At 53.2% G+C, this 25,691-nt stretch carries 18 protein-coding genes; 6 read left to right on the top strand and 12 right to left on the bottom strand.

Annotated features, from left to right (window positions below):
• The first annotated feature begins 40 nt into the window (after nt 1–40).
• The 6 genes from guaA (at nt 41) to AACY98_RS08150 (ending at nt 7,050) form a co-directional block, all read left to right on the top strand.
• Entirely contained in the window at nt 41–1,657 is a 1,617-nt protein-coding gene (gene guaA / locus AACY98_RS08175) for a glutamine-hydrolyzing GMP synthase (protein WP_339803851.1), read from the top strand.
• A 26-nt stretch (nt 1,658–1,683) separates the two neighbouring features.
• Nucleotides 1,684–2,685, top strand: coding sequence for a restriction endonuclease (locus AACY98_RS08170; RefSeq protein WP_339803848.1), 1,002 nt, complete (start codon nt 1,684–1,686; stop codon nt 2,683–2,685).
• A 161-nt stretch (nt 2,686–2,846) separates the two neighbouring features.
• On the top strand, nt 2,847–3,608 hold the full coding sequence (gene xth, locus AACY98_RS08165; protein ID WP_339803845.1) for an exodeoxyribonuclease III: 762 nt from the start codon (nt 2,847–2,849) through the stop codon (nt 3,606–3,608).
• A gap of 1 nt (nt 3,609) precedes the next feature.
• Nucleotides 3,610–4,560 carry a cation diffusion facilitator family transporter gene (locus AACY98_RS08160; protein WP_126977618.1) on the top strand — a complete coding sequence of 317 codons (951 nt, stop codon included), beginning with the start codon at nt 3,610–3,612 and terminating at the stop codon, nt 4,558–4,560.
• 12 nt (nt 4,561–4,572) lie between these two features.
• A complete protein-coding gene (locus tag AACY98_RS08155; RefSeq protein ID WP_339803841.1) occupies nt 4,573–5,781 on the top strand; it encodes an MFS transporter in 1,209 nt (402 codons plus the stop codon).
• A 180-nt stretch (nt 5,782–5,961) separates the two neighbouring features.
• Nucleotides 5,962–7,050 (top strand): glycerol dehydrogenase, encoded by a 1,089-nt coding sequence (locus AACY98_RS08150; RefSeq protein WP_339803838.1) that lies wholly within the window; start codon nt 5,962–5,964, stop codon nt 7,048–7,050.
• A 61-nt stretch (nt 7,051–7,111) separates the two neighbouring features.
• On the opposite strand, the gene trhA is transcribed toward AACY98_RS08150, so the two are convergent.
• From trhA to AACY98_RS08090, 12 genes are all read right to left on the bottom strand, one after another.
• A complete protein-coding gene (trhA, locus tag AACY98_RS08145; RefSeq protein ID WP_339803835.1) occupies nt 7,112–7,729 on the bottom strand; it encodes a PAQR family membrane homeostasis protein TrhA in 618 nt (205 codons plus the stop codon).
• Between the two features lie 795 nt (nt 7,730–8,524).
• Nucleotides 8,525–10,816 (bottom strand): ATP-dependent DNA helicase, encoded by a 2,292-nt coding sequence (locus tag AACY98_RS08140; RefSeq protein ID WP_339803832.1) that lies wholly within the window; start codon nt 10,814–10,816, stop codon nt 8,525–8,527.
• Nucleotides 10,809–12,461, bottom strand: coding sequence for a VRR-NUC domain-containing protein (locus AACY98_RS08135; RefSeq protein WP_339803829.1), 1,653 nt, complete (start codon nt 12,459–12,461; stop codon nt 10,809–10,811). Before AACY98_RS08135 ends, AACY98_RS08140 begins: the two co-directional genes overlap by 8 nt.
• A gap of 205 nt (nt 12,462–12,666) precedes the next feature.
• Nucleotides 12,667–14,043 (bottom strand): YncE family protein, encoded by a 1,377-nt coding sequence (locus AACY98_RS08130; protein WP_339803826.1) that lies wholly within the window; start codon nt 14,041–14,043, stop codon nt 12,667–12,669.
• Nucleotides 14,044–14,187: 144 nt separating this feature from the next.
• Entirely contained in the window at nt 14,188–18,267 is a 4,080-nt protein-coding gene (locus AACY98_RS08125) for an amino acid adenylation domain-containing protein (RefSeq protein WP_339803823.1), read from the bottom strand.
• 37 nt (nt 18,268–18,304) lie between these two features.
• Nucleotides 18,305–18,559, bottom strand: a complete 255-nt coding sequence (locus AACY98_RS08120; RefSeq protein ID WP_339803821.1) for a phosphopantetheine-binding protein — start codon at nt 18,557–18,559, stop codon at nt 18,305–18,307.
• A 47-nt stretch (nt 18,560–18,606) separates the two neighbouring features.
• Nucleotides 18,607–20,256 carry a (2,3-dihydroxybenzoyl)adenylate synthase gene (locus AACY98_RS08115; RefSeq protein ID WP_339803818.1) on the bottom strand — a complete coding sequence of 550 codons (1,650 nt, stop codon included), beginning with the start codon at nt 20,254–20,256 and terminating at the stop codon, nt 18,607–18,609.
• 31 nt (nt 20,257–20,287) lie between these two features.
• Nucleotides 20,288–21,082, bottom strand: a complete 795-nt coding sequence (locus tag AACY98_RS08110; protein WP_339803815.1) for a 4'-phosphopantetheinyl transferase family protein — start codon at nt 21,080–21,082, stop codon at nt 20,288–20,290.
• A gap of 239 nt (nt 21,083–21,321) precedes the next feature.
• Entirely contained in the window at nt 21,322–22,188 is an 867-nt protein-coding gene (locus AACY98_RS08105) for an alpha/beta hydrolase (RefSeq protein WP_339803812.1), read from the bottom strand.
• Complete coding sequence (locus AACY98_RS08100) at nt 22,185–23,342, bottom strand: ABC transporter substrate-binding protein (RefSeq protein WP_339803809.1); 1,158 nt, start codon at nt 23,340–23,342, stop codon at nt 22,185–22,187. Before AACY98_RS08100 ends, AACY98_RS08105 begins: the two co-directional genes overlap by 4 nt.
• A 31-nt stretch (nt 23,343–23,373) precedes the next feature.
• Nucleotides 23,374–24,231, bottom strand: coding sequence for an ABC transporter ATP-binding protein (locus AACY98_RS08095; protein WP_339803806.1), 858 nt, complete (start codon nt 24,229–24,231; stop codon nt 23,374–23,376).
• A complete protein-coding gene (locus AACY98_RS08090; protein WP_339803803.1) occupies nt 24,228–25,313 on the bottom strand; it encodes a FecCD family ABC transporter permease in 1,086 nt (361 codons plus the stop codon). The genes AACY98_RS08095 and AACY98_RS08090 overlap by 4 nt, the downstream gene beginning before the upstream one ends.
• Between the last annotated feature and the right edge of the window lie 378 nt (nt 25,314–25,691).

Below are 25,691 nucleotides of genomic sequence, written 5' to 3'. Positions count from 1 at the left end.
GTTTTACAAAACCCTTTGCGTCATTGAAAAGCTATTCTCCATGCATCAGAAAATTCTCATCCTTGATTTTGGTTCTCAGGTCACACAACTGATTGCACGCCGCATCCGTGAGGCCCACGTGTATTGCGAAGTACATCCCTGCGATGTCAGTAACGAATGGATCAAACAATACGCCAGCGACGGACAGTTGAAAGGCATCATCCTTTCCGGCAGCCATGCCAGCATATATGAAGAAAGCACCGACAAAGCACCGCAAAGTGTTTTTGAACTGGGCGTCCCTGTGCTGGGCATCTGCTATGGTATGCAAGCCATGGCTTATCAGCTTGGCGGCCAGGTTGAAGGCGGACATAAGCGCGAATTCGGATTTGCACAGATCCGCGCACATGGTCACACACAGTTGCTTGAAAACATTCAGGACAGCACCAACGAACAAGGCCATGGGCTGCTTGACGTGTGGATGAGCCACGGTGACAAAGTGGTCACCCTGCCCCCCGGTTTTAAACTGATGGCCAGCACCCCAACCTGCCCGATTGCCGGCATGGCAGACGATACACGCCATTTTTACGGCGTACAGTTCCACCCCGAAGTAACACACACCAAACAAGGCAAAGCGATTCTGGAACGCTTTGCGCTGGACATCTGCAAGGCCAGCCCCGACTGGGTGATGGGCGACTACATCAGCGAAGCCGTTGCCAAAATCAAAGAGCAGGTGGGCAACGAAGAAGTCATTCTCGGCCTATCCGGTGGTGTTGACTCATCTGTTGCAGCCGCTTTAATCCATCGTGCCATTGGTGATCAACTGACCTGCGTGTTTGTCGACCATGGCCTGTTGCGCCTGAATGAAGGTGCCATGGTCATGGATATGTTTAAAGGCAAGTTGCACGCCAAAGTTGTGCATGTGGATGCCAGTGAACAGTTTTTAAATCACCTCAAAGGTGTCACAGACCCTGAAAAAAAACGCAAAATCATCGGGCGCGAATTTGTTGAAGTATTCAAGGCAGAAGCCAGCAAACTCAAACAGGCACATGCTGGCAGCAAAGGTGCCACATTCCTGGCACAAGGCACCATTTACCCGGATGTGATCGAATCCGGCGGAGCCAAAAGTAAGAAGGCTGTCACCATCAAAAGCCACCACAATGTAGGCGGCCTGCCCGAGCAACTGGGGCTTAAACTGCTGGAGCCGCTCAGAGACCTGTTCAAAGATGAAGTGCGTGAACTCGGCATTGCACTGGGGCTGCCACCTGAAATGGTTTACCGCCACCCCTTTCCCGGCCCGGGGCTTGGGGTACGTATCTTGGGCGAAGTCAAGAAAGAATATGCCGACCTGCTGCGCCAGGCCGATGCCATATTTATTGAAGAACTGCGTAACTTCAAAGACCCGGCCAGTGGTAAAAACTGGTATGACCTTACCAGTCAGGCATTCACCGTATTCCTGCCGGTCAAAAGTGTGGGCGTGATGGGCGATGGCCGTACCTATGAATACGTGGTGGCACTGCGCGCCGTACAAACCAGCGACTTCATGACCGCCGACTGGGCGCCACTGCCCTATGACTTGCTCAAAAAAGTTTCAGGCCGCATCATCAACGAAGTAAGCGGCATCAACCGCGTAACTTACGATGTCAGCAGCAAACCACCGGCAACGATTGAGTGGGAATAAAAGCAAAAGATAAGAGAGATAGACATATGAGTGCAATGTGGATGGTACGATGCGAATCTGGTACTCTTTACGATGATTTCAAAGAGCTTGGTATTGCTGCAATTGGATGGATAGAAGTCGCAGAAAAAGCGTTGCAAAGCAAGACATATGAAGCGCTATTTGCTTTGTACAAAGAAGCGTATCCTAATATGAAAAAGGGTTCCATATCAGCTTCTACATCTCAAATATGGCGTTTTATCCACGAGCTAAAAATCGGTGACAAAGTCGTGACATACTCTCCGTCAGCTCGAACTTATATGATCGGAGAAATTATCAGCGAGTGTTACTACAGTGCTGAGCATTCAGACAAAGGCATGCCTCTGCAGCGAAAGGTGAAGTGGAGGTCGCAAGAAGTTAAACGTGACAGTTTAAATGAGTCAACAAGATATCATCTTGGCTCAGTACTTACTATTTTTCAGGTTTCTTTAACGGCTCAAAATGAACTGCTTTCAATAGCTGATGGAACACTGACTGATACAACGACTAAAATAGACATTCCCTCAGACACTCCGGAGGAAGATCCTCTTGCAGGTATTGAAAGTATCGCTCTTGAACGCATTAAGGATATGATTAATGAGTTGGAATGGTATGAAATGCAAGAGTTGGTTGCAGGCATCTTACGAGCCATGGGCTACAAAACACAAATTTCACCAGAAGGTGCTGACCGAGGAAAAGATATTCTTGCCTCTCCTGATGGATTTGGTTTTCAGTCACCGCGCATTATTGTCGAGGTCAAACATCGCAATGGCAGAATGGGAAGTCAAGATATCCGCAGTTTCCTAGGAGGGCGCCACAACGACGATAGAGGTCTATACGTTAGTACCGGGGGCTTCACAAAAGATGCATATTACGAAGCTGATCGCGCCAAAATACCGTTAGTCTTATGGACGCTAGACAATTTAGCCCGCACTTTATTAGAGTACTATTCCAACACAGATACAGAAACAAAGCGTCTAGTGCCTCTGAAAGTATTTTATATTCCTGCTTAAATCTCAGCAGTTAAGGGCGGACCGCTTTCTGTGCCATTGGTAAAAGTTCTCAATACGAACACACCCACCGCTGGCACAGCAACGTCCCACGCAAAACGGGTTATTTTATTTTCTGTAGCATAATCATTGGTTGCTAACCTTACTCTTCTTTGATTGCTTTTATGAAATTCGCCACTTGGAATGTGAACTCTCTTTCTGTCCGCCTGCCGCAGGTTTTGCAGTGGCTGGCCGATACCGGCACTGATACGCTGGTACTGCAGGAAACCAAGCTCACTGACGACAAATTTCCGCACGATGCCTTTGCCCAAGTTGGATACCAATCGGCCTGCTTTGGCCAGAAAACGTATAACGGCGTGGCCATTATTTCGCGCGAAGCCGTCACCGATATTTCTCATAACATCCCCGGCTTTGACGACCACCAGGCACGTATCATTGCCGCAACAGCAGGCGATGTGCGCATGATTGGTGCCTACTTCCCCAACGGCCAAGCCCCTGGCACCGATAAGTTTGAATACAAAATGTCATGGCTTCAAGCACTGGAGCGCTGGGTCAAAGAGCATCTGGAAAACCATCCCAAACTGATTCTGGCTGGCGACTTCAACATTGCGCCAACCGATGATGATGTTTATGACCCGGTTGCCTGGAAAGACCAGATTCTGTGCACGCCGCAAGAGCGCACACACTTTCAGAACCTGATCGCGCTGGGGCTTCATGACGCATTCCGCCTGTTTGAACAGCCACCTAAAAGCTGGAGCTGGTGGGATTACCGCAACCTGGCATTTCGCAAAAACCAGGGGCTGCGCATTGACCACATTCTGGTCAGCGATGCCTTGAAGAGCACTGTCTGCGTGTGCAGCATTGACAAACAGCCGCGTAAAAACGAGCGCCCCAGTGATCATGCCCCAGTGGTTTTAGAGTTCTGAAATGAGTGCAGTCGATCACATTGCAGAAAACCAGTCAGGGCAAAACACGGCGGCTGGCGCCCAACAGGTTAAACGCTATATCTGGCTGTCTATCGTTGCGGCACTCGTGACGATCACGCTTAAAATGATTGCGTGGCGTATCAGCGGCTCTGTCGGTTTGCTTTCTGATGCGATGGAGTCTTTCGTCAACCTGTTCAGCGCACTCTTTGCCTTGGTCATGCTGCGCATTGCCTATACGCCGCCTGATGAGCAGCACCCTTTCGGGCACAGCAAAGCCGAATACTTTGCCAGTGGGCTGGAAGGCGCCATGATCTTTATCGCTGCCGGGCTGATTCTGTACACAGCCATTCCACGGCTTTTTCAACCGGCGCCTTTAGAAGCGCTGAATATCGGTTTGATTTTCTCTGTGGTCAGTACCGCATTGAATTTTGCCGTTGCACAGGTTTTGATACGCGCCGGCAAGCGCCTGAATTCCATTGCGCTGAGAGCAGATGGACGCCATCTGATGACTGACGTGTGGACAACGGCAGGTATTGTGATCGGACTGATTGCGGTGCTTTTGACCGGCTGGCTGTGGCTGGATGCCCTGCTTGCCATTGGCGTGGCATTTCATATTCTGTCTGAAGGCTATAAGCTGATGAAAGAATCTGTCAATGGCTTGATGGACCGTTCCCTGTCTGAAGCGGAAATTCAAAAAATTGAACAACTGTTACAAACCTATGCACCGCGCCATGTGTTGTATACCCACCTGAAAACCCGGGTTTCGGGCAGCCAGCGGTTTGTTTTAGTCAATATTCTGGTTCCGGCTGACTGGCAGGTGGGCAAGTCACACGATCTGCTGGATGAGATTGAGGCTAAAATCAGCCAGCTGCTCGGCGGAGCCAACGTCTCCACGCATCTGGAGCCGATTGTTTCAACAGACGCTGCACAGCCCTCCCTGTCTAAAATCTAGTTTTCTTCTGCCATGCCCACAGCACCTCAGACGAGTACATCTAGCAAAATTCCGGCAACGGTCTGGATACTGGGATTTGTCAGCATGCTGATGGATATTTCATCTGAAATGATCCATAGCCTGATGCCGCTTTTTATGGTGACAGTGCTCGGAACCAGCGCCCTGACAGTTGGTATCATTGAAGGGCTGGCTGAAGCCACGGCTTTGATCGTCAAAATTTTCTCCGGAGCTTTGAGTGACTACCTGGGCAAACGCAAAGGGCTGGCTGTTTTCGGCTATGGGCTGGCAGCGTTAACCAAGCCGCTTTTTGCCATGGCTTCGGGCATCGGCATGGTCACCACGGCCCGGCTGCTGGACCGCTTGGGCAAAGGTATCAGAGGCGCTCCGCGCGATGCGCTGGTCGCAGATGCCGTCACGCCAGAAATACGGGGGGCAGCCTTCGGGCTGCGCCAGACACTGGATACCGCAGGCGCATTTCTCGGCCCCCTGCTTGCCATGGCGCTGATGCTTTTATTTGCCAGTGATTTCCGCGCAGTATTCTGGATAGCCGTCATTCCGGCCTTCATTGCCGTTGCCCTGCTGATTTTCGGGCTGAAAGAGCCGGCAACGCCGATCCCTAAAGAAAAAAGAACCAATCCGCTCAAATGGGCCAACCTGAAAAAGCTGAGCCACGCCTACTGGTGGGTGGTTGTGATTGGTGCCGTATTCACGCTCGCGCGCTTCAGTGAGGCATTTCTGGTACTGCGGGCCCAGCAAAGCGGCATGGCACTGGCACTTATACCGCTGGTCATGGTCGTGATGAATATGGTTTTTTGCGCCTCTGCCTATCCGTTTGGTAAATTGTCAGACCGCGTCAACCACCAGCACCTGCTGGCCGGAGGGCTGCTGGTACTGATTCTTGCCGATGTTGTGCTGGCCAGCAGCAGCCACTGGGCTGTGACGATGGCCGGAATTGCCTTGTGGGGTGTCCATATGGGAATGACACAAGGCCTGCTGGCTACCATGGTTGCCAATACAGCACCGGCAGACCTCAGAGGCACGGCTTTCGGCTTTTTTAACCTGATTTGCGGCCTTGCCATGCTGCCGGCCAGTGCGCTGGCCGGTTTCCTGTGGATGCAGTTTGATGCATCGGTCACTTTCCATGCCGGTGCCGTTTTCTGCCTCATCGCGCTGGCGGTTCTGCTCATACGGCCTTTGCTGCAACAGAAGAAAACGTTGTAATCCATCCGCTGCCAATTACTTTCGATAAACGGCACAATTTCTCATTATCGGATACCCGTTCGGGGTGAATCCGTGGAGTTTGTGTCTGGTCAAACCCATGCCGTTTGTTTGATGCCATAGTGTTTTCCGATTGCGGATGAATTCGCATCGTTTTAAATAATAAACTGAAGGAAACACGTCATGATCACCACAACCATTTTCCCCGGACGTTACGTCCAGGGTCCCAATGCCATTCAACTGCTGGGTGAGGAACTCGCCCGCCTGGGTAAAAAAGCACTGCTGCTGGAAGACCCGTTTGCCGCGAAAGCACTCAAGCAGGATATTGAAAAAGGGCTTGGCGGCAAGCTGCAATGCCATATTGAAGTGTTTGAAGGCGAATGCTGCGACGAGGAAATCGATCGCCTGTCTGCCACCCAGGGCATTGATGTGGTTGCCGGCATTGGCGGTGGAAAAGCGCTTGATACCGCCAAAGCTGTTGCACACAAGCTAAATGTTCCGGTTGCCATCATTCCTACGCTGGCTTCAACAGATGCGCCCTGCAGCGCCCTGTCTGTCATATACACCAAGTCAGGAGAATTCAGCCGTTATCTGGTATTGCCGCAGAACCCCAATCTGGTGCTGGTTGACAGTGCCATCATCGCCAAAGCGCCGGCGCGCTTTCTGGTGTCCGGCATGGGAGATGCATTGGCTACCTGGTTTGAAGCACAATCCTGCAGCGTAACGCATGCAAGCAACATGACCGGCAGACTGGGGTCTGCCACAGCACTGGGGCTGGCAAGAATGTGCTTTGAAACGCTGCTGGAATATGGCCCGCAGGCCAAAGTCGCGTGCGAAGCACAGATCACCTCTGCTGCGCTGGAACGCGTGATTGAAGCCAATACGCTGCTTTCCGGCCTGGGGTTTGAAAGTGCTGGCCTTGCCGCAGCGCATGCCATACACAACGGCCTTACGGTTCTTGAAGCCACACATGCCTACTGGCATGGCGAAAAAGTCGCATTTGGTACATTAACCTCTCTGGTGCTGACAGATAAGGCACCCGATGTGATTGATACGGTGTTCGCGTTCTGCGAATCTGTGGGCCTGCCCACCACTCTGGCGGAAATTGGCCTGGATAAAGTCAGCGATGCCGATCTGATGAAGGCCGCCCAGGCGGCAACGGCTACTGGTGAAACCATTCACAATGAAGCCGGCACCGTTACACCTGAAACCGTGTTCAATGCCATGAAGGCAGCCGATGCTATCGGCCGCGACCGTAAAACCTGGTTATAAAAACGCCTCAGCCATTAAAAAAGCCGCTAAATGCGGCTTTTTTATTAAAGCATATCGCTGCTCAATTCACATAAAGCAGTATGCTGACAAACTGGCAAATGCTACCGCCCAGCACAAACAGGTGCCACACGCCATGAAAATGTCTGACCTTTTCATCCAGCAGAAAAAAGATGATACCCAGCGTATAAACCACCCCGCCGGCAGCCAGCCATACCAGCCCGGCAGTTGAAAGCAGTGCCATCAGCGGTTTGATGGCAACCAGGGCCAGCCAGCCCATCACCACATAAATGATCATGGAAAACAACTGTGTGCGCTTGCCGATCCAGACCTCCTGAATAATGCCAATGACGGCCAGTCCCCATGAAACTCCGAACAATGACCAGCCCCATGGTCCGCGCAGCGTCACCAGCGTAAAAGGCGTATAGCTGCCGGCAATCAACAGGTATATGGCACAGTGGTCCAACCGTTGGAATATGGCTTTGGCCCGCCCGCGTACGCTGTGGTAAATCGTGGATGTGGTATACACCAGCACCATGGTGGTGCCATAAATGGCCGCACTGACAATTTTCCAGGCGTCGTTATGCAGGCTGGAATAGACGATCAGCCAGACCATGCCTGCCAGTGACAAAATAGCCCCGATTAAATGACTGTACGCATTAAAACGTTCACCGCGATACATGCTGGCCCCCAGTACAAAAGCATATTCTGGTCCGTAAACATCAGCACCGTTTTATCATCAAAAAAATGACAATAAAAAATTTTAGACTGTGCCCAACCCATAAAGTTGCAAAAAATGAAGCCCCTTATACATTCCGACAGAAGGGTTATTGAACGGGTAAACCCTTAATTCAATACCTTCTGCCGTCAGACTCAACTATGAATGCTCATATAGGTAGAAACATGTAAGAGAATTCCCGCATTTACGCTGTGCCTCAGATGTATTAATTTATAGCATAAATTCAAATTGCACAAAGTAAGTACCAGTGCGTGTTAACACATCCAATTATCTGATGCGCCAAAGGAGCCTCTGAAAATGATGAACCCATACAAAGATTGCATCAAATCATGCATTGAATGCTTTATCGCCTGCGAAGCCTGCTTAACAACCAGCCTGCAAAGTAAAGATGCCAAAGAAATGGCTGCCAGCATCCAGCTCGAACGCCAATGCGCAGACATGTGCAAAACTGCCGTTTCCCTGATGCTGCATCAAAGCACACATGCCCAAAGATTATGCGAAATGTGCATTAAAGCCTGCCAGCAGTGCGCTCAGGAGTGTGCAAAACATAATACCCATGCTTATTATCGGCACTGCATGAGGGCATGTGAACAATGTGCGCAGGAATGCGAAAAAGTCGCCATGCTGAAACAGGCGGCATAACACCCATCACAATGCTACCTGACCAAACAGGTCACCACGGCATTCAAATTGCATTGCTGCCTGTCACAAGCAGCAATCTTTTTATTTTATCCGGTTTTATGGGATGTGCCACCATGAAGGCAGAAGTTTTTTAACCTGGTTTGAAGCAAAACGGTCGTCAATCAGATAGACAACGCCACGATCCTGTGGTGTGCGGATGACCCGCCCTGCGGCCTGTATCACCTTTTGAATACCGGGGTACAGATAAGCATAGTCATATCCCCTGTGATCAAACAGTTCATCAAGCCGGCGTTTTATCTGCTCATTCACAGGATTTAACTGCGGTAAACCCAGTGTGGCAATGAACGCACCAATCAGCCGCTGCCCCGGCAAATCAATGCCCTCTCCAAACGCGCCACCCAGTACGGCAAAACCAATGCCCTGCCCGCCTGCTGCAAAGCGGTCAATGAATGTCTGCCGCTCAGCCTCATCCATACGCCGGGTCTGGCTCCAGCGCGGAATGTCAGGGTGGCATTGTTGCAGCAAGGTATCAATCTGCTGCAGATAATCAAAGCTGCTGCAAAACATCAGATAGTTACCTGGCTGCTGGTAGAACTGCCGGGCCAGTATGTCCACAATCGGCTGTTGTGAAGCCGCCCGGTGCTGGTAGCGGGTGGATATTTGATCCACCAGATGCACGGTCAGTTGGCTGGCGTCGAAAGGAGAATCAATTTCCAGCCAGCGCACCTTGTCAGGCAGCCCCAGCAGGTCCTGGTAAAACTTTTGCGGCGTCAACGTTGCCGAAAAAAGGATACTGGAATGGCTTGCGGCAAACCGCTCTGACAGAAAAGCGCCAGGCTGTATATTACGCAGACACAGGCTGGCATGGTTGCGCAGGCTTCCCCGGTATACCGACTGTTTGCTGATATCAAACAGCGAATGCTCACCATACATTTCGGCCATGCGCATAAAATGCAGTGCGTCAAAATAAAAGCGCTGCAAATCTCCTGATAGGCCTTCCGGATGCTCGACCAGATCATCGCCGATTTTCGATACGGTTTTTTGCAAGGCAGCCAAAAATGGCTCAGGCAACTGATCATAAGCCTGATAAGCATCAGGCTGCGCCTGGCTCAGCTTGTTCCACGTGCGGTTCAATTGATCCAGGCTTCTTTTGACCGTTACAGGCGCTGTTTTGCGTACATTCTGAAAATCTGCCTGGTCCAGTGTTGCCGAATACATTTTCCGGCCACGCTCTATCAGGTTATGCGCTTCGTCAACCAGGATGGCAACCTGCCATTGGCTGCTTTGCGCCAGACTGAACAACAAGGCCGATACATCAAAATAATAATTGTAATCAGCAACCACCACATCACTCCAGCGTGCCAGTTCCTGACTCAGGTAGTACGGACATATCTGATGATTTCGGGCCACGGTACGTATGCTATTTTGGTCCATCCAGCCGTTTTTGACAGCCTCATCCCGTGCAACAGATAAACGGTCATAAAACCCCTGCGCCAGCGGACAGGATTCCCCATGGCAGGCTTTGTCAGGGTGTTCACATGCTTTATCCCGTGCCACCATTTCCAAAATGCGCAGGTTGTGCCGCAACCCGTCTGACCCAAGCGTTTGAAGTGCGCCCAATGCTAAAGCCCGTCCGGGCGTTTTTGCTGTCAGAAAAAACACTCGGTCCAGTGCCTGCCCCGGTATGGCTTTCAGCAAAGGAAATAAGGTGCCGATGGTTTTCCCAATACCAGTAGGTGCCTGAAGCATTAAACAGCTCCCCGAACAAGCCGCCCGGTAAGTAGCCTCGGCCAGTTGCCGCTGCCCTGTGCGAAAGCCCTGGTAAGGAAAAACCAGCGCCTGCAAAGTTTTATCCCGTGCATGCCGGTGTGCCATCTCCTGCTGCGCCCAGCTCAGGAACTGCTCACACTGTTGCTTAAAAAACAACTGCAACTCTGCGGCCTGGCAGTGTTGTTCAAACACCGTTTCTTTCTGGCTGCCGATATCCAGATAAACCAGGGCCAGTTGGATACTGTCCAGCTTTAGCTGCTGGCACAACAGCCAGCCATATATTTTCAATTGCGCCCAATGCAAATCACGGTGATTCGATGGTTGCCGTTGCAGATCACCACGGTATGTTTTAAATTCCTCCAGGCGCTGCTGTTGCGGATCAAACCCGTCAGCCCGACCATGAACGGTCAGATTACGGTGGCTTCCTGACAGCGGCACTTCTTTCTGGTATGTTGCCGAGCGGCGCGACGCGACCAGCGCATGCCCGGCAATGCCCTCCTGCGCTGTGGGTGACGGTGTAAAGCGCAGGTCAAGATCCCCGGTTTTAGCGGTAAATTCGCACAAGGCGCGTACCGCAACGCGGTAAGGCTGTGGCAGCGGTGGCGGAGTTTCAGTCATGCTCTTGCCACCGTACATAACACACCGCTGCAGGCATGCCATGCTGCTGAAAAAAAGACAGCCAGCGCAACTGATTATCCTGCAGGTGGTCCCCCGGCCCTTTGACTTCAACCATCCGGTAGCGCTGCTCCTGCGGCCAGAACTGAATCAGGTCGGGCCACCCGGCCCGGTTATTTTTCATATCATGCAGCATGCGGTAAAACCATGCATGCAGATGATCCGCAGGCAAGCAGCTCAATGCCTGCTGCAACAGCTTTTCGCTCAACAGATCCCAATAAACAAAAGGAGACTGCAGCCCCTGTTTCTGTTCAAACGCATGCCAGATAGAGGATTTATATGCGCCCGTTTTCAATTGATCCAGACAACCGGCAAACAGCGCCGAACGCCGCGGCAAAAAGTCTGCATCAAACAAATCGGCCGGGCCGGTTTGAAACGGATGAAAAAAAGCGCCCGGTACAGCGGCAAAAACAGCATCCCAGCACAGCAGGCCAAATAATGAATTGACCAGACCATTTTCCACATAATACGTGTCCGTGTGCTGCGAAAGATCGTCACAGACAGCAAGCTCAACGCCATAATACGGCTCGGGCTGCGGCAATGTCAGATCTATCCGGTCTGCCGCATGCGCTTTTTTGGGGGATGCAGTAACCGGTAGATTCAGCCTGCGCTGCAAACGCGGCAGCATCCGCTGCAGGCTTTGCTGCTCTGTCTCGCTGATAGGCTGCTGCATGGCCTGCTCAGCCAGCGTACAGGCTTCAGCAAAATTTCGGCTGCGTTCAAGCACCCGAATACCCCTGTAGCGTGCCTGCGGGTGGCTGGACTGGCGATAAAGCTGCAGCGCCTGAGAAAAGTCCTGCTCAGACTCGCAAGAGTGCGCCATCTGAAACAGCAGCTTACCGCGTCGCGCTTCCAACCACGGGTTGCTGTAAGGTTGTGCAGGCACCTCACCGAGCACCTGCTCAAATGCATCGCCGGCTTCAAACCGCTCTCTGCATGCCTGCAGATGCAAATAAGCATCTACCTCTGCACACTGCTGAAATGCACGAGAATCCGGTGAAAACGGTACCTGCTCATACTGATAAATGCCCAGGTCTGCCAATATAAATTCGGACCAGTCCTGATGCAGATTGCCAAAATACATCAGGCGCAAGCGGTCACAGATATCCATGCATTGCAGTGCATAGACAGGCTCTGAAAAACCGGGAAGCCAGTCGGCCAGATCACGTGCCTGGGTAAACTCGGCTTTCAGTATCGCCAGCATATCCGCCTTGCGCGGTACATGCCCAATTTGCTCAGGAAAAAACTGCTGCAGCTCCTGTTTGCTCAACAGCACAAACAGTTGTTCTATTTCCAGCATCGGGGTATCTGTTACCCAGCCTGCTGACAGCAAAGGCGCAACCGCTGTTTGCGTGGAGCCTATTTCTTCATAGTGCAGTTTGCTCAGCCGGAAATAACAGCCTTTGCGCATGACCATGCGCACCAGCAGCGCCTGCGAAGACTGGGGAAGCTTTTCAAATTGACGAATAAACGCCAGTTCATGCGCATTCAACAGGTCGCTGTAGCGTTGTTCCAGCCATGCCAGAACACGCTGGAAATTATGCAGATAATAAAAGGGGGCAACGGTTGCAGCAGGCAATATATACACTCAAATACTGTTTATATATACAGCCATAGTGTACCTTAAACCCGATATCCCGTTTGCTTGGTGCAGAGATTTTCAAAACCACGGACATCACACAAACAAAACCGCACCATGCTTTTTGGCATGGCACGGCTTTTATCATACAACTGCCGTGATGCAAAGAAACATCATCAACCCCTCATTGGGCAGGTTGATGATCTATCTAACATTATTTCACCGGCGTAAGGCGGGTCAGTTGGTCATTGCGCGGGTTATTCTCCCCTTGCGCTTTGTTGGCAACATAAAGGTTGCCTCGTTTATCCACGCTGATGTGGTTGACATTCGGGCCAATATCCAGGTTGGCAACAACCTGTCCCTTGCTGTCCACAGCAGTTACAGTGCCTGCACCGCGGTTGGCTACGTAAGCCAGGCCATCATGCGGGTTGTAAGCTACATTCAGCGCACCGGCGCCGGTTGCAACCTGGTGCAACACATTGCCTGTTTGGGTATCGACAATGAACACGCCATCGCTGTTCTGTCCGGTCACCAAAAGCAGGTTGTCCTTGCTATTGATGCTGACACCTGCACCCCCAGCCAGGCCGGGTATTGCATACACCTGCTCCACAGTGCCTGTTGTCGTGTTGATAACGGCTGCTTCGGCAGTGCCCATGCTCACGGTATAGAGCTTGTGTGCAGCAGCATCCAGCGACAGGCTCATGGGCTTGAACGAGCCTCGCGGCACTTTGGAGGAAACTGCAATTTCACCAATCAGCTCCAGCTTATCGGTATCGGCCACATAAATATTGCCGCTGCCAGGCGAAGAAATATAAGCCTTGTTATTTGCGGCATCAATGACAACGTCACGACCAGCCGGAATAGAGCCGTTTTCAAAGCGTTTGATCAGCGAGAGGTCTTTCTGGCTGTAAACAGTGACTGTACCCTGGCGTGTGTTGGTAACCCAGACGGTGCCGTGCTTATCGTCCACTGCAACGCCATAAACGGCATAAAGTCCCGAGCGCTCATCCGCCTCATCAGGCACAACAGAAGCTTCTACAGCCAAAGTTTGCGGGTTGAGGCGCAGTATATGCGCATCGCGCACCGGGGGACGCCCCACCGATGCAGTGACAAACAAGGCCTTGTTGGCTTCACTGTAAGCAGACTGGTACAGTCCGCTGGCCGGTTGTGTCTTCTCAATTTCAAACAGGTTCTGCCCCGAGAGAGCAACCTGCGGTGACACCTTCAGGTTGAATACCAGTGCTGCATCGGGGCCGGACACTTTCACCACAACAGGCTGCATGCCCACAACGGCATTCTGCGGAATGGCAATATTCCCGCTGAATTTACCCTCTGCATCTGCCACATATGGCTGTGCATTTAAAACGGTGCGGCCGCGCTCCAGCGTAATCTGCTGCCCCGGTTTGAAGTTACTGCCTGCAACAGCAGCCTGAGTTCCTGCATAAACCGGCTGTTGCTGGCTCAAACGCACATTGCCTGTAAATGCGCCATCGGGTTGGGTGAAAGCATTGTCTGCCTGTGCCAACGATGCTGCCCCCAGCAATACGAAGGCAGCGGCGGCTTTACGCACCCAGCCTGCTTGATTCATCATTTCCATAAACTTCCTTTGAGTGTCTACAAATCAATTGCCGTTCTCGGTACGTCTATCGCACACAATCGGGCATGTTAACGACCAGACCATGGTCGCTTTGGGCAGTTATGGCGGCGGCTAAACTGCAATGGTTTTTTTACGCTTTCATTCTTTCAATTCATCCATTTTCAACAAGGCCTTATTCAAGACCGGCGCAATAATCTCCACGCTCTCAGGCGCAACCAGATGCCCGTGCAGCGCAGGCACGTCGTGTACATCCAGCGTGCCGACATAAGGTGCCCAGTGTTTGGGATAGAGGTTTTTGCCCTGATGATCCAGTGCCGCGCGAAAATGCAGCACGGTGCCGTCGTAACGCCGGTGCTGGTGTCCTCTCACCAGCCGGTTGTTACCATCAACCACGCGGATAATGCCTTCCAGCATCGCGTCGCTCAAATACCCCAACGGATGCCCGCTGCGGCGCAGAAATCCAACCACAGATTCGCGCGTCATCTGCACACCGCTCATCTGCCTGGGGTCATGCCCGGCAATATGCAGCAATGCTTTCAGGGCTGCATCTTCAGGCATCTCCTCCTCACTGCGCCAGCAATCACTCGGGTAGGCATCCAGCATCGCCACCACGCCCACCGGCAAGCCCCGGCTTTGCAGCTCTGCGGCCATGGCCTGCGCAATGATGCCGCCCACCGACCAACCCAGCAGATGGTATGGCCCTTGCGGCTGCAGGTTGATCATGGTATCCACATAGCGCCGGGCCATTTCGGTCAGTGTGCCCGGAAATGTTTTTTTCATATCCAATGCAGGAGACTGCAGGCCAATGACGTTTCTTTCCGGGTTGATCTGGCGTGCCAGCGTGCCATAACACCAGCCAAGGCCACCCGCAGGATGAATGCAGAACAGTGCCCGGCGTTGTGCCTGCCCATTGGACTCATTGGGCACCTTGTGCAGATACAGTACCTCTCCAAAACCTTCCTGCCCCGCGCTGCGTTGCTGCTGATTCAACTCATCAAGATAAGATGCCAACTGTGCCACCGTCGGATGCTCAAACAACGCCCCCAGGCCAATGGCATGCCCCCAGCGGGAACGGATATTGAGCATCAACTGCGCAGCCAACAACGAGTGCCCACCCAATACAAAAAAATCATCATCGGCATACACCGGCTCGTGCAACCCCAGAATCTCCGCAAACAGCGCTGCCACAGTCTGTTCGGTTCCCTTGACAGGCGTTTTTCCGCCATGCTGCGCCCATACCGGTGCCGGCAGGGCATTTCTGTCGAGCTTGCCGTTAGCCGTAACAGGTAGCTCCGGTAATATGACAAAAGCGCTCGGTACCATATAGTCAGGCAGGTGTGCCAGTGTCGTCTGGCGCAATACATCCTCACTCAATGCAGCACCCTTGCGGCAGGCCACATACGCCACAATGCGCTGATCTCCCGGCTGATCCTCGCGGACAATGACCGCCACCTGGCTGACACCATCCACCCTGCCAAGCTGCGTTTCAATCTCTTCCAGTTCCACCCGCTGTCCGCGGATTTTGATCTGAAAATCAGAGCGTCCTAAAAAGATCACCGCACCATCTTCGCGCCAGCGCGCCAGGTCACCAGTCGCATACATACGCTCTGAAGGTATAAACGGATTGGCTATGAACCGCTCCTGCGTCAGATCGTCGCGCCCCAGGTAGCCACGTGCCAACTGCCGCCCACCCAGATACAGATGCCCCACCACATCCGGCGGAACCGGACGCAGGTATTTATCCAGCACATAAAGCTGTGTATTCCAGACCGGAAAACCAATTGGAACCACCGGGGAATGGTCATGAAAAGACGCATCCCAGTAAGACACATCAACCGCTGCTTCGGTGGGGCCGTACAGGTTATGCAGTTGCGCCCCGTCAGGGCCGCCGAGCGTGGCATGAAAACGGTCACGCAGTTCTGCCGGCAAAGCCTCCCCGCTGCAGAAAACCCGGCGCAGCCTGCTGAAATCAGGCTGGCTTTGTGGCGAAAGCATTTGAAGCTGCGCCAGAAATATGGAAAGCATAGACGGCACAAAATGCAGGGCGGTAATCTGCCCTTCCTGCATCAGGCGTGCCAGTTGCTGCGGGTCTTTATGCGCCAGCGGTGGTGCAATAACCAGTGTCGCGCCAGAAATCAGCGGTAGGAAAAACTCCCATACCGAGACATCAAACGTTGCAGGTGTCTTCTGCAAAATGCGCTCATCGGCACCAATGCCGTAATGCTGCTGCATCCACAGCAACCGGTTGACAATGGCATCATGCTCAATGACCACCCCTTTAGGCGTTCCGGTAGAGCCTGAGGTATAAATCACATACGCGGCATCGTGCGGCTGTGTTGCGTCTATCTGGCCAGCTGCGATATTTGCGATATCTGCCGTATTTGCAGAACATGCATAATCTGCGGCATCAAACGGCCAGCTCAGCGGCCAGACAGGCAGGTCATCCGGAACAATATCCCAGGTTGACGCATGGCTTAACGCCAGCCGGGGACTTGCCGCGTGTACTATGGTTGCAATACGTTCGGCCGGGTATTCAACATCCAGCGGCAGATAGGCTGCACCGGCACGCAATACAGCAACCAACGCCAGCACCAGTTCAAGCGAACGCGGAATTGCCACAGCAACCAGATCGCCCGGCCCTACCCCTGCCTGGCGCATGCGCTGCGCCAGTTGTCGGGTTATGGCCTCCAGTTGCGCATAGGTCAGTTGTGTGCCTTCATACGACAGCGCCACCGCCTGGGGTGTTTGCTCCCAACGCTGTGCCATCAGATGCACCAGCGTGGTCTGTGGCACATCATGCGCTGTGTTGTTGCAGGTGCAAACCCAGTGCTTTGCTTCCACCGGCGTCAGTATAGGCACCTGTGCCAGTGTTTGCACATTAAGCGCTGCATTTAAAAAATGCATCAAACGCTGCATATGCGTGCGCACATCCATCTGGCTGTAGCGCTGTGGGTTTGCATCCAGCTCAATCCGGATGCCGCGCCCCAGCGCATCGGCACGGAAAGTAATGGTCAGATCCTCTACCGGCCCATTACCCAGTGTATGGCGAATGGTTTGAAGCCCAGGCAGGTCAAGTTGCGCACAATCAAACGGCAGAATATTGACCGATGGACCATATAAACGTTTATGCCCACCCAGCAGCCCCAGATCGCGACGCAACTGTTCGCTGCGGTAACGCCCATGGCGGCGTACCTGGCGCAACTGCCTGGTCACATCCAGCAAAAACGCTGTCAGTGGCTTTTTTTCCTGAACCACCACACGCAAAGGCAACACATTCATGACCGTAGCCGGTATGCGTGCGCAGGCCTGCCCCATGCGCCCCATGTGCGGTACACCAATAACCGTTTCACTGTTGGCCGTATGGCGGCAGATATACGCCGCCGCGAGTGCCGTCAGAACATCGGGCCAGGCCAGATTATCCCGCTCACACAACTGGGCCAGATGCTGCTCAAATGCATCTGGCATGGCGTCCTGAATGCGAATGGCTGTATCTGCCGTAATGGCAACCTCGCCATGCCCGAATGTCAGGTCAGCCACCATGGGCGTTTGTTCAAACACCTGGCGCCAGTAATCGGCATCGTCCTTCTCTTTTGCAGAATCGCGATAAGCGGCATCGTCACTCAGCCAGACATCATAAGGCGTCAGCGGCTGACGGTCGACATCGCCCCGGTACAAGGCGGCAACATGGGTGTTGATCAGCGACTGCCCCCACGCATCGGTCAGCAGGTGATGAATACGCTCATACCAGTAGAAATGGTCATCTGCCAGTTGGTACAGACGCTGCGCTGTCAGCGCATCACGCGCCAGATCCAGCGGCGTATTCATATCTGCATCCATGCGCGCTTTTGCCGTTGCCGCAGGATCAACTTCACCGCGCAAATCAATCCACTGTAATTGCGGACGCTGTTTTTCATTGATCCATTGCACCGGCCCTTGGGGTGAATCCTGTACCTGCAACGCCACAGCATCTGCTTCCGTCATGACCTGATTAACGGCCGCCGTAAACCGCGCCACATCCAGCGGTCCGCGAATCTCAATATACTCCCCGGTGTTGTATATCGGATTTTGCGGGTCAAGGCTCTGACCGTACCACAAGCCTTCCTGCGCCTGCGTCAGCCGCATCATCTGCCTGGCGCCGATGTGAGCTGTCGTACCAGCAGAGCCGTTGACAGCATTGTGTCCGGGAGCCGATCCCATATTGTCAGAAATTTTGCGCATCCTGCCCATCAGCCCTTTTATCATTCGATCCTGTCATTCAATTTTGCGGCAACCCATCTCTCACCAACCGCCACCAGTACCCCAGCTCAGGGCGCTGCGCCATATCGGCAAAATCAATATGCGCACCCGCCTCGCGCCAGCGTGTCAGCAACGTCATCGCCCTGATGGAGTCCAGCCCCAGATCAATCAGGTTGTCATCGTCCCGAATTTCAGAGGTATCCTCATGCAAAACCTTGGCAATATCCTCCCGCATACGCTCCAGGGTCAGTATGGGTGATGGGGTTGTTGTCATTGTTTACTCTTTCTACTCATAATTCACGCTCAGCACATTCTGCGCACTCAGACTTTGGCAGCAGACTGCTCCTGCGCCTGCAACTGCTCACGCAGCGCGGCGCGCAATTCCTTGCGGCTGGTTTTGCCAACTGCCGTTTCAATAAAGTGCTCTACAAACACAACCTGGTCCGGCACTTTAAAATCGGCCAGCCCACGCGAGCGAATCCACTGTTTGATTTCCACGGCACGCGGCTTTTTGCCATTGGGAATAATGAACGCACAGGAACGCTCGCCCAGGTATTCATCAGGTATTGATACAACCGCCGCATCAAACACCTGCGGATGCGCCAGCAGATGGTCTTCAATCTCTTCGGCCGATATTTTTTCCCCGGCCCGGTTGATGTGGTCATTGGCGCGGCCACGTACTTCCAGGTTGCCTTCAGGCGTCATCACGGCCACGTCACCCGTGATGTAATAACCATCATCGGTAAACGAGCGTGCATTGGCTGACGGATTATTGTGATAGGCACGAATGGTATACGGCCCGCGTGTATACAGGTAACCTGGCTCGCCTTGCGGAACCGGATTGCCCTGGTCGTCCAGCAGCAGAATCTCATCATCCGGGCTGATTGGCCGGCCCTGCGTATGAATCACCACCTCGTCAGGATCATCCAGCCGCGTATAGTTCACCAGCCCCTCAGCCATGCCAAACACCTGTTGCAACTGCGTGTTCAGCACCGGGCGTACCCGTTTGGCCACTTCTGCCGTCAGCTTGGCTCCGCCAACCAGCACCACTTCCAGGCTGGAAATATCATGCTGATTATGCGCTGCAGCCTGCAGCCACACCAGCAGCAGCGGCGGCACCAGCGCGGTAATGGTCACCTTTTCGCGCTCAATCAGCGCAAATGCCCGTTCCGGGCTGGGAGAGGCTGCCAGCACCACTTTGGCCCCGGCATACAACGCGCCCAGACTACCCGGAGAACTCATTGAATAGTTGTGTGAAACAGGTATCACCACCAGGAAAACACTGTCCTGCGTGACATTGCAAATGCGATTGCTTTCACGCAGGGTGTAAATGTAATCATCATGCGTGCGCGGAATCAGTTTGGAAAGCCCGGTGCTGCCACCGGAAATCTGCAAAAAAGCCACCTCCTGCGGGTGCGGCTCCTGCGGCTGGCGCTTTGACGCCCTGCCCAAAGCCATCACCTGATCGTACGATGTAAATTCCGGCCCGGCATGGCCCACCACAATCACTTTCTGCACCTCGGGCACTTTTTGCTGCAGCTCAGCAGCCAGTTGCCGGTAATCAAACTGGTCAACCTGGTCTGCAATCACATAGGCACAGGCCTGTGCGGTTTTCGCAAAATGCTCCACCTCTGTAATGCGGTGTGCTGCCAGCGCATATACCGGCAACATACCGGCACGGAACAACGCAAAGATGATCGGGAAGAACTGTGCCTTGTTCGGCATATGCACCACAACCCGGTCCCCTTTTTTCAGACCCATCTCCAGAAAACCCCGTGCCAGCGCATCAGCCTGTTCATCCAGTTGCGCATACGTTAACTGCTGGCCATATTCGTCTATCACAGCAACCTTGTCGCCATACTGCTGAGCCCTGTCGCGCAGAATCTGCCCGAACGTTTCACCCCGCCAGTAGCCTTTGGCCCGGTACTTTTCTACAAACTCTGCAGGCCATTTCTGTTCTGCTGGAATCATATTGTTTTCACCTTTGCTTTTGTGATGCTATCTATATGTTGTGCGTTAACGTGGCATCGCATTTCAAATCATCAGCAAGCGCTTTGCCTTCAATCCAGTGTGTCCTGAAAGTCACGCTGTCCAACGGTTCTGAACTCGCCTGCATAACGGCCACTGCAGCATTCCACATGGCCGGAACTGCCACAGGCCTGACGTTGACATGCTGACCTGAAAGCAGTTGCACTGAGCACCATGCATTTTCCGAGGCTGCATCAGAAGATACAGAAAATGCGTTCAATGGCTGGCTCATGCCCGCACCAGTGGCTTTGACAACAGCTTCTTTCATGCACCAGTAATGCCGGAACATCTGTGCCGGGTCATCTGCCTGCCTGAGCGCCAGCAACTCCGGTTCAGCAAAACACGCTTGCGCCAGAGTCAGAGGGTTATCAACCAGGCGTGACTCCACATCCACCCCCACTGGCACATGGCCTATCGCAACAGCAACCAGCCCGTCGGTATGAGACAAACTGAAATGCAGAGGCACTCCTTTGATGGACGGCTTGCCATAAAGCCCCTGCTCAAAAGCTTCCGGCAGCTGACAACCCCAGACATGGCTGAGCAGATAGCGCAGCAATGCATGCGCAACAACATAAGACAGTTGTGCAGATTGCCGCCGGAGCGCTTGCGCCCACATCTGCTCTGGCGTGCTCAAGAACGGCAGCAGATCTTCCACCATTGAAAAAGCATCTGTACGGCAAAGCCATACATCCACTTTTTTGTTTTGATGTGTCTGTTCAGAGCACAAATCATGTGAAAATTCTGTCACTCGATTGTTCACGCCATTCATTTGGCTAACCTGCTGTGCCTGCATATTGGGGTAGTACTACAGATTTATTCCAGCAAGCGAACCTGCTAATGCGCAAGCCCGCTGCCTGTCATGCAGAAATAGACGTGGTTAGTTGTTCTATAAACGATAATAATAATCATTTGCATTTTAAATGCATCGTCTATATATTTGAGATAAACCCCTACGATTTGTAGGATGTCTTTTGGACATTGACAACAGCATCCCAAAGCCTGCTGCAATCAACCCGCATTAAACCGCGAAGATACGACTTCCATGGCCTTGAAAATCGACATGTGCAACGCCCCCCGGTGATCTGCTCCGGGCAGGGTTAAAAACGTCACATCCAGTTCAGACACAGCCGCCAGCTGATCTGCCAAAGACTCTACCCAGGGCAATGTGGGAATGCCAGCGGGTCTGTTGGCCTCAGTGATACCGCAAACACCAATGGGTTGCTGGCGCAGTTGTTCATCGGTTCCTGCCATCAGGGTGACCGATGCAGGCAGATGCTGTGCCTGAGCCACATAAGCAGCCGTTTCTTTTTCGATATGGCGGTCATGCCACCACAAAGAGGGGCTAACCGCAATCCAGTGCTGAAACAGTTCGGTATGCGTAAACAGAGTATGCAGAACGCACAAGGCACCATAGGAGTGCCCATAAAGAGCTGTTGCGTTCTGGCGAACATGATAGCGTTTAAAAACGGCAGGCATGATGGTATCAGACAGCAACCGGATGAACGCATCCGCCCCGCCTGCTTTGCGCGTCGGTACCCGCGGGTCGCGCAGGTCGGCCATATTGGCAATAGGGGGCGTATAGTCAAAAGCACGACCATCGGCAACAAAAGTAACCTCTGTGTCGTACCCGATCCCCACGACCAATACCGGGCCAGCAGGCTGCTGTTCAGAATGGCGCAAACGCTCAAAAACCGCATTGCCATCCAGCATGAACAACACCGGAAAACCGGCCTCAGGCGCTATGCCAGCTGGGATACCAACCTGCACCCGGTAACGCCGCAAACCATCGGCAGAAAACAGCAGGCATTCTTCAATGGCATCAAACCCCATGCCGGTATGCCCTTCTGCAACTTTCCTGAACGCAAGGGCTGTCACGGCTTTTCCCAGTCAATCAGATAAGTGCCGTGCATCGGCACCAGCAGAAAACGCTCACTGATTTCATCCAGTGTCTTTTGGGCTGAAACGTCACTGAATGCATCCGGATTGATCCAGGTGGCCAAAGCCTCAATAAACACCACATTCAGCGGCGAATCATTAAACCCATGCCAAATGCCATGTGCATTAGCGCTCTGAACCGCCATAATCGGCTGCAAGCGCGACTGCTGCACGACCCGGCGCAAACTCTGCTGCGCATCAGCCAACGCAACGTCAGCCCCTACCACCAATCCTTTCAGGCGGTTGCTTCCGGTGCCCGTTGCCACGTACACTGCGGGGTTACGGCGGATAATGTATTCCAGCCCGAGCTGGCCAGTAGGTGTCTGAAGCACATCCTCCCCAATGTTATGCCCGCCGGCATACTGGATCATCTCATTGAAAGTACCCACTCCGGGAGAATTACAGCACCCGGTTGCCCCTGCATGGGCATGCACCAGCACGTCGGGCCGGTGCTTCAGTGTCGCAACCCCCTGCGCAATGCGCTGCATATGTGCTTCGTAGTAGCTGATAAACGCCTGCGCCCTTTCCGGGTAGCCCAACACCTGCCCCAGGATACGCATACTGGGAACCGTGTTGTTCAGCGGGTCTATGAAAAAATCAACCACCACCACCGGCACACCGGCGGCCTCAAACCTGCGAATCAAAGGAGAGCTGCTGGCAGCGGCATTGCCTGTATTGGGCCGGATACCCGCAAACGCCGCGGTCATGATCACCACATCAGGCTTTACCGCCAGCGCCCTTTCCACTGAAAAACTGGCTGCAGTGTGCTGCCCGACTACAGGAATACGCTCAATAGCCGGAAAACGCCTCTGGTACTCGGCGTACTCCTCTGCATAAGAATTTTTAAACTCATCCGACCAGCCGGCCAGAATACTGACCGGATCAGGATGAATCATGCCCAGCACCGGAAAATACCGGGCCTGGGTCAGCACCACACGCGAGGCCGGTTTTGGCAATGTCACTGTGCGGCCTGCAATATCGGTAATCACAATCGGTTGTGCAGCAGTATTCTGGGCATCTGACTGGCCCGCGTAGCTAAGGTTGAATCCGGCAAATGCACATACCAGCATCACAATCTGAACAACTCTTTTCACAAAACCTGCCCTGCTTTCTCTCAAATCGACCTCAGATGGCATGAGATACCAGACCATCAACAAATACCTGCGGCCTGCCCATGGAACAGACCTCCACCCGTGCCGATACGCCATACACTTCGGCCAAAGCCTTGTCGGTGATGACCTCTTGCGGCAAGCCCTGTGCATAAAGCTGCCCCGGTTTTAACAGCAGCACCACATCGGTATCGCGTAATGCAATGTTGATATCATGAAGCACCACCAGCGTCACCATCTGCCGCTGCTGCGTCACCTGGCGTATCAACTGCATGACATGCACCTGAAAATTCAGATCCAGCGCAGACAATGGCTCATCCAGCAGCAACACCTGCGGGTTGCGGATCAACGCCTGTGCCAATGCCACCATCTGTTTTTGCCCGCCGGAAAGCTGGTCCAGATAATGCATCGCCAGGTGAGTTATCCCCAACTGTTCCAGCAAAGCATACACATCATCCAGCACCGCCTGTTGTGTCTGACTGCCTGAGCCAAGTGCACTCGCATTGGCAGCCACCAACACGGTTTCAAATACACGCAGGTGCACGGCAGGCGGCAGGGTCTGCGGCATGTACACAATTTTGCGGGCCCGCTCGGCAAAAGAAATGTGCGCTATCTCGTGCCCGTCCAGCCGTACACTGCCATGCATATGCACCAGCCCGGCCAATGCTTTCATCAAGGTGGACTTGCCACAGCCATTCGGCCCCAGCAGCGCGGTTACCTGGTTGTGCCTGACAGGCGCCTGCGTTGAGAACTGTTCAAAAATCTTTTTGTGCCGGTAGCCTATATCCAGAGCACCCAACTCCAGCCCGCTCAGCACCTTTGCTGATGCTGTTTCCGGCACTGACTGTACATTGTGACTGGTTGACTGCGTCATGATAAACCTCTTTGGCGCAGCACAATCAGCAGGAAGAAAGGCACCCCGACCAGTGCCGTGACAATACCTACCGGCACAATCGCCCCGGACACCAGGTTTTTCGACGCAATAGATGCCAGCGACAGAATCAGCGCCCCGATCAATGCCGATGCCGGCAGATAAAAGCGGTGATCTTCACCAAACAGGCGGCGCGCAATGTGTGGTGCCACTAGCCCGATAAAACTGATGGTGCCGACAAACGCCACCGCCAGCGCAGACAGAATACTGATGCGCAACAAGGATCCCAGACGCAACCGCTTTACATTGACACCAAAGCTGCTGGCCCGGTCTTCCCCCAGCCGCATCGCAGTCATGCGCCATGCATTCATAAGCGACCAGGGCTGGATCATGGCAAATGCCACAAACAAAATGCCCAGCTTCATCCAGGCATCGTCAGACAGCCCGGTCAGGCTGCCCATGGTCCAGAAAACCAGCGCCTGCAATGCGTCTGCACTCGCTACGTACTGCATCAAAGACACCAGCGCATTGAATGTAAATACCAGCGCAATGCCAAACAACACAATCCCTGACGTATTCATGCCGCCCCAGCGGGCTACCAGATCCAGCAACATGGCCGAACCCAGAGCAAAAATAAATGCATTGGCGGATACCACCCAATGCGAAGGCACGCCTGGAATGCTGACCTGCAAAATCATTGCCAGTGCAGCGCCAAAAGCTGCGGCTGAAGAAACACCCAGCGTAAACGGGCTTGCCAGCGGGTTATTTAAAATGGTCTGCATCTCCGCACCTGCTAGCCCCAGGCTTAAGCCCACAGCCACAGCCATCAGCGCTTCGGGTAAACGGATCTGCCACACAATAAACTCTGCCATATTGCCGGCGTCGCCTGTGCGCATGAATAACGCCGCAAGCAGTTGATCCAGTTCCATGCGCGAAGAGCCTAAAACCACATCCAACAATAAAGACAAAGCAATCAGAACAACCAGCAGGCACAATCCAACCGACTGCCTGCCGATCACGCGGCGGTAATGCGCTTTCAGCGGGGGCTGGGTCAATGCTTGCTGCATGCTTGTTGTGGTCATCATGTTAGAGCGTGTTAACACTAAATATAGGAAGTGCGCTGCTCATCAGGCATAGATGGATGCGCGAAGCAACCAAAATGAATAGCGGTGCTATTGATTGCGGGGTGCGACAAAGCATACGCTATGCCTGATGGCAGCCCGAAGGGAAAGACGCCCAAGCAGCGCCCAGCGGTGTTAGCCCTCGTTTGTGTAGATGCACTACACGGCACTCGGTTTGCCTTGCTGGTCATCTGCCTGAACATGCTTTCGCTCTCCTATATTTTGTGTTAACACGCCCTGGTGTCTTATCCTTTACTTCCAAAATTTCTTACCAGGGCAATGATGCTTTATGCATTTGGGCCGCTTCACATCACTTGATGCAGCATTTGACTGCCGCAAACG

Origin of the sequence: Saezia sanguinis, assembly GCF_963921665.1 — a bacterium.
Classification (GTDB): Bacteria; Pseudomonadota; Gammaproteobacteria; order Burkholderiales; family Burkholderiaceae_C; genus Saezia; species Saezia sanguinis.
The sequence above is the reverse complement of the archived record's forward strand: the minus strand, read 5'-3'. Positions and strand labels throughout refer to the sequence as shown.